This is a genomic window from Radiobacillus deserti (assembly GCF_007301515.1).
GTDB classification, from domain to species: domain Bacteria; phylum Bacillota; class Bacilli; order Bacillales; family Amphibacillaceae; genus Radiobacillus; species Radiobacillus deserti.
This window is the reverse complement of record NZ_CP041666.1, coordinates 2,122,773-2,135,491: the sequence shown is the minus strand read 5'-3', so window position 1 is coordinate 2,135,491 and position 12,719 is coordinate 2,122,773. Positions and strand designations below refer to the sequence as shown.

Genomic DNA, 12,719 nt, shown 5'->3' with positions numbered 1-12,719 from the left:
CACTAACAAATGACGGTTTAAAATTCCCTCCCTAACGAAACCTAAAAGGGAGGGAGGTTATAGGCATGAAAAAGATTTTCTATATCTCGTTCTTAGCATTCCTTTTTTCCGTTACGGGCTGTGCAGCAAATGATCAGCCTTCTGCGGACAAAGAACTTGATTTAGGAGAACAACCTATCTCGTATGAACCAGAGCCTACGGAAAATAAACCGGAGAGTAATCAATACTATCTACAAGGTGACCAAAGTATGAAGGATTACGTAAACCGTTTACCAAGTGGGCAGGAAAATACAGATTATGAACAACAAGCATACAACGAAACTGCTGAACAGATAAATAAAAAAGTGAGTGGATTGCAAGAAGTAAATGTTACTCAATCTTATGTACGTAAGGATCGCGTAATTGTGGCTGTCATGCTGAACTTGTATTATGACAATGATCCTTTAGAAGTAACGAAAAAAGTGTATCGAATTGTAAAAGAAATGGTGCCAAATAAAAAGGTGGAAGTGTACACCGACGACATCTATTGGAATGAGGCACGAGACTACAATTCGCAAATTCAAGGAGATATCCAAGGGAACGACCGTTAACAGTAGATGAAGCCTTTGTTACGTTTTGTAACAAGGGCTTTTCTATTTTTTTAAAAGTTGATATATCTTAAAAAATCCCTTTTTTTATGATATATTGGAAAGGAAATTTTGAACCTATTATAGATGTGTAAATATTAAGGATTTATGAGAGAAAGGAGAATGTCCAATGGCTGGTCATTCTAAGTGGAAGAATATTCAACGACGCAAAAACGCACAAGATGCGAAGCGTGGCAAAATCTTTATGAAACTTGCCAAAGAAATTTTTGTAGCAGCGAAACAGGGTGGCGGAGATCCAGATACGAATGCTTCCTTACGTCTTGTTATTGATAAGGCTAAGGCAAATAATATGCCGAACGATAATATAGAAAGAGCAATAAAGAAAGCCACTGGCGACCTTGATGGCGTTAATTATGAGGAAATGACATATGAAGGGTACGGTCCTGGTGGTGTAGCTGTCATGGTTTCAGCCCTAACAGATAATAAAAATCGAACTGCAGCAGAGATTCGTCATGCATTTAATAAAAATGGCGGAAATCTTGGTGAGAACGGTTGTGTATCCTTTATGTTTGATCGCAAAGGCTACCTAGTCATTCCAAAAGACTCTACAGATTTAGACGAAGATGATTTGATGCTCGAAGTCATCGAAGCTGGAGCAGAAGAAATGGAAACAACGGATGAAGGATATGAAATTTTTACGGAGCCAGAGGAATTCACAAATGTGAAAGAGCAACTTCAAGAAAAAGGTTTTACTTTTTCGGTAGCGGAATTGACTATGATTCCCCAAACAACCTCACCATTATCCGGGGATGATGTCCATAAAATGCTTCAATTAATAGATGTACTGGAAGATAACGAGGACGTACAGGAAGTGTACCATAACCTAGAAGCAGATGAAGAAGTGATGAATCAAATGTAACTACGTAAAAAGCACCTAAGAGGTGCTTTTTTTATAAACAAAAGGTCTATCCTTGCCACTCTAATTCATACATTGAGTAAAAGAGAGGAGGGGCCAATGACGATTAAATCCTATACGATATATTATTTAGTTAGTGGATTATTGTATCTTTATGGTGTGATGGTTATAAACATAGGGCTTGCTCGTAGTCCGATTTACCCTATAGGAGAAACAATAAGTAGTACATTTTCTAATTGCCTCGTGTTAATAAGCGTCTGTACAAGTGCTGCGGTGGTCATGCAATGTAGCTCATACGCTTATTTTACAGACAAATTAGTTGTACATAAAACTAGACTCGAACACATCTTTTCCTATGGTTCTTATATACTCTTTGGGATGGTAACACCTGCTTATATCCTTTTCGTTATGATGATTACCGTATCAGGAGAAAGCTTTTTGTTTCTATCCTTCTTGATTTCTTTCGTTATGATGTATGTGCTAACTATCCAATATGTATGCTTTTATAAGCAGCCAAAAGAGGCTGTTTTTTCTTTGTTTCATCCTTACATGGATAATCCTGTTTAAATTGGTCAAACTTTAATTACAAGGATTTTTATTTATAAATGGGGTGAAAGAATATGAAGAAATGGATACGAGGATGTTTATATAGTGTGATAACGGGGTTAGCGTTTGTTAGTATTACAGGTTTAACGATGGAAGACTCGATTATTGATGCCGCGGAAACCGATGCGAAGAAACAGAAGGAAGAGAAAAGTGCTGTAAAGAGTGAGCCATTAAGTTTACAGGTTACATTACAGAGACATTATATAGACGGAAAAGTAGTAGAGGAAACGCATGATGAAACCGTTTGGTCGATGCAAGATTTCTGGGCTTATTATGAGGGCTGGCAAGTGGTCAATCAAAAAGAAGGAGAAGTTACATTTCGGAAAGAGATTTCCGATATTTCCCCGTATATTAAAGAAAATGGCTACTTTGGAATCAAAAATGACATTTTAACAATCTTCGAAGGTAGACCCGTAAATAGCCAAGTGATTCAGTCCTTTTATCAGATTAATACGGAGGAACTCGAAAGCTATCAGGCGGAGCAACTACGTCAAGGAATAAAAATTAAGTCTAAAGAAGTGTATCAATACGTGTTAGAAGCATATCGGAACATGATTCCAGATAAAACGATTAATAGCTAATGATAAAATTCTAGTCTCGAGGGACTAGAATTTTTTTATGCCTTTTCAAGGCCGAACATATGCTTGTATGATAGAATAGAACTAGTTTTATCTGACAAGGAGAATTGTTATGATTGCATACATAAGAGGAACGTTAGATTCTATTCAAGATGATGCGATATACGTGGAATCGCATGGAGTGGGGTATGAAATATTTTGTACCAATCCATTCGTGTTTCAAGAGCAAATTGGTGAGCCTGTAAAAGTATTTACGTATCATTATGTACGTGAAGACACTCAGTTGTTGTATGGTTTTCGAAAAACAGAAGAAAAGTTTTTATTTAAAAAGCTTTTAAATGTATCTGGGATAGGACCAAAAGGGGCACTTGCCATATTAGGAAATGCTGGTGTGCAGGATTTTGTTGCAGCTATTGAGCGTGAAGATGAAAAATTTCTTACGAGCTTTCCGGGTGTAGGAAAGAAAACGGCTCGACAAATGATTTTAGATTTAAAAGGAAAGCTATCTGTTGATATTGGAATTCAAATAGAAGGGATAGATATAGAAAGCAATACAGCACCTTCAGTTGAACAAGAGACAATGGAGGAGGCATTAGCTGCTCTTCGCTCACTTGGCTATTCAGATCGTGAAATTCGCTTGATTACGCCAAAATTAAAGGAAAGCAAGCTAGCCAGTATAGATGACCTAGTTCGTAAAGGGCTTGCTTTAATGATGGAGAAATAAACGATGAGGTGGAAGCATGGATGATCGTATGATATCAGGGGAACTACTGCATGATGATGAAGGAATAGAGCAAAGTCTCCGTCCAACATCTTTACAACAATATATTGGACAACACAAAGTAAAAGAAAATTTGGCCATTTTTATCGAGGCAGCCCAAATGAGAAATGAACCACTTGATCATGTTCTACTGTACGGTCCACCAGGTTTGGGGAAGACAACGTTAGCGTCTATTATCGCAAATGAGATGGGAGTGCAATTTCGAACAACATCAGGTCCAGCTATCGAACGTGCCGGTGACCTCGCTGCTATCCTATCGTCTTTAGAGGCAGGAGATGTTCTGTTTATTGATGAGATTCATCGACTCCCTCGTTCTGTGGAGGAAGTTCTCTACCCAGCTATGGAAGATTTTTGTCTCGATATTGTAATTGGATCAGGACCTAGTGCTCGTTCTGTAAGAATAGATTTACCTCCATTTACACTTGTAGGTGCAACAACACGTGCAGGCTTACTGACTGCACCACTGCGGGATCGATTTGGTGTTTTAAGCAGGCTAGAGTACTATGAAAATGCCGATTTGTGTAAAATAGTAGAAAGAACCTCCGAGATTTTTCATGTGCAAATAAGTGAAAATGCTGCAAATGAGATTGCCAGACGGTCACGAGGAACGCCCCGTATCGCGAATCGTCTGTTGAAAAGGGTTCGAGATATTTCACAAGTAAAAGGAGAAACAGAAATCTCGCTTGACACAACGACTAAAGCGTTAGAAATGCTGCAGGTAGATCAAGTGGGACTGGACCACATTGATCATAAGCTATTGTTAGGAATTATGGATGGATTTCAAGGTGGTCCTGTTGGATTAGACACAATTGCTGCGACTATAGGAGAAGAATCCCAAACGATTGAAGATGTATATGAGCCATATTTATTGCAGATTGGGTTTATTCAACGGACGCCACGAGGAAGAGTTGTAACACCTAAAGCGTATGAACATTTTCATCGGGAGGTGCCACAAGCTTGACGGGAATGGGCAAAGTCTTTATTCTTATAGGGGTAATTTTTATCGTGATTGGATTAATTTGGAGTATGTTTGGAAAACTACCGGGTGATATTAGTTTCAAAAAGGGAAATGTATCTTTTTATTTTCCAATCATGACCTCAATCGTCGTCAGCATTGTTCTTTCTCTTATTTTTTATGTCATTGGAAAGCTTAAATAATCGTTACGAAATGAGATATCGTGTAAGGAGTCGTTATGGATATAAATGATTTTGATTACCACTTACCAGAAGAATTAATTGCGCAAGTACCATTAAAGGATCGTGCATCTTCTCGTTTACTAGTGCTAAATCGGGAAAAGAAGACGATGAGTCATCAGCACTTTTCTGATATTAAGTCGTTCCTTCGAAAAGGAGATTGTCTTGTTTTAAATGACACGAAAGTGCTACCTGCAAGACTGTATGGTATAAAAGAAGACACAGGTGCTAAAGTGGAGGTGTTACTACTTACCCAACTTGAAAAAGATAACTGGGAAGTATTAGTCAAGCCAGCAAAAAAAATAAAAGTAGGAACAACCCTCACTTTTGGAGATGACCGCCTAACAGCAGTGTGCCTAGAAGAAAAAGAACATGGTGGAAGAATACTTTCTTTCCAGTATGAAGGAATTTTTCTAGAGGTATTGAATGAGCTAGGAGAGATGCCACTTCCTCCATATATTAAAGAACAATTGCCGGACAGAGATCGATACCAAACTGTGTATGCCCGTGAGGAAGGCTCTGCCGCAGCACCAACGGCTGGCTTGCATTTTACAACGGAATTAATGGACGAGCTTAAGGACATAGGAGTCGAGTTTGCCTATATAACGCTTCATGTCGGCTTAGGAACATTTCGTCCGGTTAATGTCGATAGGATTGAAGAGCATGATATGCATTCCGAATTTTACATGATGTCACAGGAAACCGCAGACCAATTGAATCGTGTGAAAGAAAGAAATGGACGTATTATTTCCGTAGGAACCACTTCTACCAGAACGTTAGAGACGATTGCAAGAGACCAGAAAGGAAGCTTTAAAGAAAGCAGAGGCTGGACGAATATCTTTATCTATCCACCTTATGAATTCAAAGCAATTGATGGGTTAATCACTAATTTTCATTTACCGAAATCGACATTAATTATGCTAGTAAGTGCTCTAGCTGGAAGAGACTTCATACTAAGTGCATACGAAGAAGCAGTAAAAGAGAGATACCGTTTCTTTAGCTTTGGAGATGCAATGTTAATTTTGTAACAGGAAGGAAAAAAGTATGCCAATCACCTATGAACATATTAAAACGTGTAAACAAACAGGAGCTCGTCTAGGAATCGTTCATACTCCTCACGGCTCGTTTGAAACACCGATTTTCATGCCGGTTGGGACTTTAGCAACTGTGAAAACGATGAGTCCTGAAGAGCTAGAAGAAATCGGTGCGAAAATCATTCTTTCAAATACGTATCACCTCTGGCTACGTCCTGGAGAAGATATTATTCAGGAAGCAGGCGGATTGCATTCCTTTATGAATTGGGATGGAGCCATTTTGACGGATTCAGGTGGATTCCAAGTTTTTAGTCTTAGTGATTTAAGACAAATAGAAGAAGAAGGGGTTCATTTCCGAAACCATATAAGTGGGGAGAAATTGTTCTTATCCCCTGAAAAAGCAATGCATATCCAAAATGCCTTAGGATCAGACATAATGATGGCATTTGATGAGTGTCCGCCGTTCCCTGCAACCCATGAGTATATGAAAAGCTCTGTGGAGCGAACAAGCAGATGGGCGGAACGCTGTTTACAAGCTCATCAAAATCCCTCAAAACAAGGGTTGTTTGGAATTGTCCAAGGTGGGGAATATGAGGACTTGCGTCGTCTAAGTGCACAAGATCTAACATCTCTTGATTTTTCTGGTTATGCGGTAGGAGGTCTATCCGTAGGAGAACCAAAAGAAGTGATGAACCGCGTCTTAGAATTTACAACACCACTGCTTCCACATGATAAACCGAGGTACTTAATGGGAGTTGGTTCACCAGATTCGCTTATTGACGGAGCCATTCGTGGGATTGATATGTTTGACTGTGTGTTGCCAACTCGTATTGCGAGAAATGGAACTTGTATGACTTCTAACGGACGTTTAGTCGTAAGAAATGCGAAATATGCGCGAGATTTTGGACCTTTAGATGAGAAATGTGATTGCCATGTGTGTCGAAATTATTCGAGAGCGTATATTCGACATCTTGTAAAAAGTAATGAGACATTCGGTTTGAGACTTACTACTTACCATAATTTATATTTTCTGTTAAAATTGATGGAGCAAGTCCGTGAAGCAATACGAAACGATCGGCTTGGAGACTTTAGAGAAGAATTTTTTGAACAATATGGGTTTAACCGACCAGATGCAAAAAACTTCTAAGAGGAGGTGGAGTAGGAATGAGTGGAACTTTAATGCAATTGTTACCAATTATCGCGATGCTTGCGATTTTCTATTTTCTATTGATTCGACCACAACAGAAGAGACAGAAGCAAGTTAGACAGATGCAAGCGGAGATGAAAAAAGGGGACAAGGTTGTTACGATTGGTGGTTTTCATGCCAAAATTCATGCACTTGATGAAGATACGGTAGTGTTAATCAATGATGAAGGTACAAAACTTACATATGACCGTTCAGCTGTACGAGAGGTAGTAAGTATTGACTAAGAAAAAGGACGAAAGGCAATTGCCTTTCGTCCTTTTAATCATTTAACAAGGTTTTTATTTAGGAATTGGAGCCGTCTGGTTCACTACCAGAAATGTTTACACCTAGAATCCCACCAAATAATGCGGAAACTAGGAAGCCTGTATGATGGAATGTCTGTTCTAAAGAGAAACCAGTACCATAACCTAGATATTGATATAACAAAATGAAGAGCGTAAATCCAATCCCTGTTATTCCTCCAAGCAACCATCCTTTTTCCTTTCCTTTTGCCCCTGCCATCAACCCACCTGCAAATAAAGCAATGATACTTACAATTAGGGTAGTCCAACTTAATGTTGATTCTCCAAGCGATGAAAAACGCAGCAAAAGAGAAAGAATGAGACTCGCTGCAAGCATCACGGCAAAAATGGTAACCCACCCATACAATATCGATACAATTCTTGGTTTCACCATGAAATTCCTCCTTGGTTGTCCATTTGTATCATTCTATTCTAATTAAATTGAATTAGAATTAAATATTTTCGGTACAAGTTGAATACATTGTAGAGAAGCTTGTATCACACCTGGATAAAACCTTGTTTCATCCTATGCAGGAGAGGGGACAGAGAATGTCGACAACCATTGCAATCTTGATTTTTTTAATCAGTTATTTTTTTATCATGACCGAAAAAATCAATCGAGCTCTCGTTGCCTTGTCGGGTGGAGCGCTATTGCTCTTATTAAATATATATGAATGGGAAGATGCCTTCGTAGATTTTATCGATTGGAAGACGATTGCTCTTTTATTTTCCATGATGGTTCTTGTATCCATAACGAAAAAAACCGGTCTATTTGAGTATATTGCGATTACATTTGCGCAAAAAGTTAGAGGTGAGCCAACTTCATTACTAATTGGGGCAGGGATTTTAACGGCAATTGGTTCTGCTTTGTTGGACAATGTGACGACTGTTTTACTTTTTGTTCCCATCATCTTGACGTTAACGAAGTTGTTGCAGTTACCTGCATTTCCCTACTTACTTACCATTATTTTTAGTGCCAACATTGGAGGAACCGCAACCCTGATTGGCGATCCACCTAACATTATGATTGGGCAAGCTGTAGACCATTTAACGTTTGTATCTTTTTTAACGAATCTGGGCCCAGTTGTCCTGATTATATTTACTTGTATGATTACTTCTGTTGTATTTTTGTTTCGGAAAAAATTAACGTATAGCAAGGGTCACGTTCGGGAGTTAATGAAGATGAATGGGGAAGAATACTTAAAAAAAACCCCGATGTTATATCAGTCCATAACGGTATTACTTCTCACCATCATTGGGTTTATTCTACATCCGATAATTCATATTGATTTGACGACAATCGCGGTAAGCGGTGCTTTGCTTTTGTTGTTATTGACAGAAAAGGAAGCGGGCACAGAAAAGGTATTACAAGAAGTAGAGTGGATTACGCTCTTCTTCTTTATTGGATTGTTTATGTTAGTTGGTGGCTTAGAAAAGGTTGGGGTCATTGATGAGCTTGCAAAAGGGGTAATGTGGCTAACAGAAGGGGACTTGCCTAAAACGGCATTACTCATATTATGGGTATCTGGTATCTTTTCCGGTATTGTGGACAATATTCCTTTTGTGGCTGCTATGATTCCGGTTATTAGAGAATTTCAATCCTATGGAATGGCTAACTTGGATCCGTTATGGTGGTCGTTAGCATTAGGGGCTTGTCTAGGTGGAAATGGGACATTAGTTGGCGCATCGGCTAATGTGGTGGTAGCAGGACTGGCAGAAGGATCGAATCAACGAATCCCATTTATTCGTTTTCTTTTGTACGGAATTCCACTCGTATTACTTTCGTTAATTATCACAACCGTCTATATTTATGTTCGTTATTTAATCCCTTTTCAACAAACCTTATAACGTTCGGATATGATTAATGGAGAAGGAAATACTACAAACGACTATTTTGGATAGGGAAGTGTGTCGTTTGGAGCTAGATGTCGGAAATATCATCTTTAGAACAGTTCTTACTTATTGCGTGATTGTGTTAATCATGCGTTTTATGGGAAAGCGAGAGATTGGGGAATTAAGTATCCTGGATATAGTTGTCTTTATGATGATTGCAGAGATGGCTGTTTTTGCTGTGGAAGATCCTTCTGAGACATTTATGCATGCTTTGTTGCCTATGGGAACCCTTTTCATTATTCAACGAACGACAGCTTATTTATCTCTTAAAAACACAAAATTTCGTGCATGGTTTGACGGAAAACCATCGGTGATTATTTCCAAAGGGAAAATAGATGAAGACGAAATGCGAAAGCAACGTTATAACTTTAACGACTTGATGCAGCAGCTTAGGGAAAATGGTACAAGGAACATTCAAGATGTAGAATTTGCTATTTTGGAAACATCGGGAAAGCTATCCGTATTTGAAAAGTCTAAAAAGGGGATCGAACCTATTTCTCCAGATAATTTTGTGGTACCACTTGTTGTCGATGGTAACATTCGCAAGGATTCCTTAGACAAAATAAATAAGACAGAAGAATGGTTACTCGAAAACTTGGAAAAGCGAGGGCATTCGAACATTTCGGATATCTCGTTTTGCTCCCTAGATTCCGAGGACCGGTGGTATATAGATATCAAGGATGAAATAAAGTAGATAATGAAGAAATCAACGATAAAAGGGGTTGGTGTCTTTCTTTTGTGGACGCTAACAAATGATGGAAAAATGATAAACGTTACCTGGAAAAATATTAACAGGATTAGTGGTTTTCTATCGTTTCAGTGAACTTATTATCGTTCTAGTCTGATTTATTAACGCCCACTATAAAATGTTAACTAGAAAGCTTCTTCCAGTTCCAAAAAATTATACAAAGTGCTGAAAAATTCCTGAAAACTGAACCGACTTTTGATGCGATTGATAGGCGATTGCAACAGGTTTCCCCATTTGAACAAGCCATGTAGTCCAAGTTGTCATTGAACCCCCCCTTCTTTGAAAGTGAATTTATTCCATAGTTATTCTCATTACTTTTAATTATTTAGTACTGACTTAGTTCATGTAAAGAAGGAGGTTACCTTGATGGATGGTAACCTCCTGACTTTTTTTATATCACTCGGTACTATAATTTAACCAGCTAGAGCATCCGCCACTAGCATATGTTGAAACGTCTCCTGCTACACTTCCATTAAAATAAACATGTAGGTTATTTGTATTATAATATACAGAAAAATGATAGATAGCCATGATACATTCCTTCTTTCTTTTCACGACATGCAATCCATTTGACCGAAACAGAATAGGAAGAATGGAAGATTGTTTCCGTTCTGTTTTGGAACACCGATAGGCGAGCCTTTCGGTGCGCCAGCAACCGCACGACAGCTAACAAGGTGTGAAAGTTATAGGCGCTTGGCTTAGCCAAGCACCTATAATTAGGATACAAAACGATTAAGAAAAGGGATCTGGACTAGTTCGTCCTTTGTTATAAAACGAAGCAAAAACAAGAATACAATATAAATCCCGCTCAAAACTACTAAAACAAATATAAAGGTAAGTAAGTTTGTTTCATAACCTGGGAACATGTTTGTCAAAAGAGTTCCAGCCCAGAATGTTAAACCTAACAAGGTGACCATTTTTACAATATCTAGTAGAGGAAATTTATATGAAATCACTTTTATAAGTGTGAACAAATGGAGTAGAGAAACTAACACGACCCCAACTACGAGTGAAATGGCTACTCCCATAATTCCGAAGTCTGGATTTGTTGCTAATACTACCATAACCGCAAATTTCACAAAGCTCCCAATAATGTTATTCCACATGGCTGCCTTCGCATGATCCAATGCTTGTAAGGTGGCATTCAACGGATAGGATACATAGAGTAAGATGAAAAACGGTGCCATTAATACGAGCATACGGCTGGCATCACTGTTTCCATACATAAAATGTAGGATCGGAACCGAAAACAATATTAAGATAATGGTAGATAAGGCCCCGGACGAAAAAGAAATCCGGATAGCTTGATGGATTCGATAATGAATAAGTTTTATGTTTTGGTGTGCTTCTGCCTCACTAATATTAGGTACTAAGGCTACGGCTAGGGAATGAGTAATGAACGTTGGCAGATACAGCAATGGAATCGCATATCCCGTTAACAGTCCATATTGCTGTGTTGCAATAGCGGTTTGTACGCCAGCAATAGCAAGACTTTGAGATACGACGATAGGTTCCATGAAATTCGAAAAAGAACCAACTAATCGACTGCCTGTACTAGGTAATGCGATAGACAGCAATTCTTTCAGAGTTTCCTTTCCTGATTTTAAGTAGGTCATAAATTTACTTCGAATTTTGATCCGTTTTTTTAGTTTGAACATTCTCATCATAAATAGTAAGGCAATAAATTCACCAATAATAACTGAAACCATTGCCCCGGCAGCAGCGAATTCAACTCCATAAGGTAAGAATAATTTCACAAGTAAGGCCACACATGAAATTCTTATAATTTGTTCAATAACTTGTGCATAGCTTTGTGGAATCATGTTTTGTCTACCTTGGAAATACCCACGGAGCACACCAGAGATAGCACTAATCGGTACCATTGGACTTATGGCTAATAGTGGATACAAGGTACGCTCGTCCGTTAAGAAATGGTGAGCAACGATTGGAGCAAAAAAGATGAGCCCCACGAAAAATATAATACTTAGCGTCCCTGTTACGACTAGAGAAGTGACGAGAATTTTTTTTACTTTTACTAAATCACCTTTCGCCTCAGCCTCTGCAACACGCTTTGATATTGCTATAGGCAGCCCGATTTGAGAAATGGTATAAACTAAAAAGAGGGTAGGTAGTGCCATCATGTATAAGCCGATACCTTCCTCGCCCATTAAGCGGGCTACAATGATTCTATTTATAAAGCCTAAGAATCGGGTAATCATCCCTGCTAAAATAAGGATAAGGGTTCCTTGCAAAAAAGTTTGCTTGGTCATAATGAACGACCTGCCTTCTCAAAGTTTTGGATTTCGTATACAATGAATGTATATGCGAATAAGTAGGCCAAGCATGACAAGCATTTTTTACCGAGGAGAAAGGAAATCGTGTTACGACGGAATTCCATTCGACTTAGAAAACAGGATGAAGAACATAGATTAAGAGGCAGCTTAAGGCTCAGCCTAGGACTCTTTAGTCTTGAATTCGCCAAGTCTTCAACCAAGGAGAGAGAAAATATGAGTACAATAAAAACAATTGACGAGTGGAAATCGAGTCTTTTACCAGTATTAGATAGTAAAGTGAATGAGTTTCATCTTATGGGGTATTCTCGTGCTTCACGAGAGGATGTTTGGAAATGCTTGTCCAAAAAAGTTTGGAAGGGTAACCCAGAAAAGAGGTTGCATGAAGTGGTTGGAGATATTCTGCATTTAAGCTCTGCCGTATATATGAGCTACCTTACAGTGGAAGCCTATCAGGAGGATGAAGGCCTTTTGGAATCCATTGCTGCTTTAACCCGACCAACTCAATAGAAGGAAGGCGATTGACAGTATATTCCCATTACTCCTATAATACGTTTATGTTTTCAAAAAATGATTGTAGAAAAGAAATTGCTCCAACTACGT

The 12,719-nt window shown here is 38.6% G+C and carries 15 protein-coding genes; 13 read left to right on the top strand and 2 right to left on the bottom strand.

What is annotated here, in order from left to right; translation table 11 throughout:
- The first annotated feature begins 65 nt into the window (after window positions 1-65).
- From FN924_RS11355 to yajC, 10 genes are all read left to right on the top strand, one after another.
- Window positions 66-590, top strand: a complete 525-nt coding sequence (locus tag FN924_RS11355; protein WP_143894563.1) for a YhcN/YlaJ family sporulation lipoprotein — start codon at window positions 66-68, stop codon at window positions 588-590.
- Between the two features lie 166 nt (window positions 591-756).
- Complete coding sequence (locus FN924_RS11350) at window positions 757-1,506, top strand: YebC/PmpR family DNA-binding transcriptional regulator (RefSeq protein WP_143894561.1); 750 nt, start codon at window positions 757-759, stop codon at window positions 1,504-1,506.
- A gap of 96 nt (window positions 1,507-1,602) precedes the next feature.
- The gene (locus tag FN924_RS11345) at window positions 1,603-2,070 is read left to right on the top strand and encodes a hypothetical protein (protein WP_143894559.1); all 468 of its coding nucleotides are present in this window, start codon (window positions 1,603-1,605) and stop codon (window positions 2,068-2,070) included.
- Window positions 2,071-2,123: 53 nt separating this feature from the next.
- Entirely contained in the window at window positions 2,124-2,690 is a 567-nt protein-coding gene (locus FN924_RS11340) for a BofC C-terminal domain-containing protein (protein ID WP_143894557.1), read from the top strand.
- Window positions 2,691-2,799: 109 nt separating this feature from the next.
- The gene (gene ruvA / locus FN924_RS11335; RefSeq protein ID WP_143894555.1) at window positions 2,800-3,411 is read left to right on the top strand and encodes a Holliday junction branch migration protein RuvA; all 612 of its coding nucleotides are present in this window, start codon (window positions 2,800-2,802) and stop codon (window positions 3,409-3,411) included.
- A gap of 16 nt (window positions 3,412-3,427) precedes the next feature.
- Window positions 3,428-4,429, top strand: a complete 1,002-nt coding sequence (gene ruvB, locus FN924_RS11330; RefSeq protein ID WP_143894553.1) for a Holliday junction branch migration DNA helicase RuvB — start codon at window positions 3,428-3,430, stop codon at window positions 4,427-4,429.
- Entirely contained in the window at window positions 4,426-4,626 is a 201-nt protein-coding gene (locus tag FN924_RS11325; RefSeq protein WP_143894551.1) for a DUF2905 domain-containing protein, read from the top strand. Before ruvB ends, FN924_RS11325 begins: the two co-directional genes overlap by 4 nt.
- 35 nt (window positions 4,627-4,661) lie before the next feature.
- Window positions 4,662-5,690 (top strand): tRNA preQ1(34) S-adenosylmethionine ribosyltransferase-isomerase QueA, encoded by a 1,029-nt coding sequence (gene queA, locus FN924_RS11320; RefSeq protein ID WP_143894548.1) that lies wholly within the window; start codon window positions 4,662-4,664, stop codon window positions 5,688-5,690.
- 16 nt (window positions 5,691-5,706) lie between these two features.
- Window positions 5,707-6,843 carry a tRNA guanosine(34) transglycosylase Tgt gene (gene tgt / locus FN924_RS11315; protein ID WP_143894546.1) on the top strand — a complete coding sequence of 379 codons (1,137 nt, stop codon included), beginning with the start codon at window positions 5,707-5,709 and terminating at the stop codon, window positions 6,841-6,843.
- Window positions 6,844-6,860: 17 nt separating this feature from the next.
- Window positions 6,861-7,127, top strand: a complete 267-nt coding sequence (yajC, locus tag FN924_RS11310) for a preprotein translocase subunit YajC (RefSeq protein WP_143894544.1) — start codon at window positions 6,861-6,863, stop codon at window positions 7,125-7,127.
- Between the two features lie 58 nt (window positions 7,128-7,185).
- On the opposite strand, the gene FN924_RS11305 is transcribed toward yajC, so the two are convergent.
- Window positions 7,186-7,578, bottom strand: a complete 393-nt coding sequence (locus FN924_RS11305; protein WP_143894542.1) for a TIGR04086 family membrane protein — start codon at window positions 7,576-7,578, stop codon at window positions 7,186-7,188.
- Window positions 7,579-7,712: 134 nt separating this feature from the next.
- On the opposite strand from FN924_RS11305, the gene FN924_RS11300 reads away from it, so the two are divergent.
- Both FN924_RS11300 and FN924_RS11295 read left to right on the top strand, forming a co-directional pair.
- Window positions 7,713-9,032: an ArsB/NhaD family transporter gene (locus FN924_RS11300; protein ID WP_143894540.1), complete on the top strand. Its 1,320-nt coding sequence runs from the start codon at window positions 7,713-7,715 to the stop codon at window positions 9,030-9,032.
- A 133-nt stretch (window positions 9,033-9,165) separates the two neighbouring features.
- Entirely contained in the window at window positions 9,166-9,771 is a 606-nt protein-coding gene (locus FN924_RS11295; protein WP_407692018.1) for a DUF421 domain-containing protein, read from the top strand.
- Between the two features lie 770 nt (window positions 9,772-10,541).
- Here the strand turns inward: FN924_RS11295 and spoVB are convergent.
- A complete protein-coding gene (gene spoVB, locus FN924_RS11290; RefSeq protein ID WP_143894538.1) occupies window positions 10,542-12,095 on the bottom strand; it encodes a stage V sporulation protein B in 1,554 nt (517 codons plus the stop codon).
- 237 nt (window positions 12,096-12,332) lie between these two features.
- Here spoVB and FN924_RS11285 point away from each other — a divergent pair, with 237 nt between their 5' ends.
- Window positions 12,333-12,626: a post-transcriptional regulator gene (locus FN924_RS11285; RefSeq protein ID WP_143894536.1), complete on the top strand. Its 294-nt coding sequence runs from the start codon at window positions 12,333-12,335 to the stop codon at window positions 12,624-12,626.
- Window positions 12,627-12,719 lie beyond the last annotated feature (93 nt).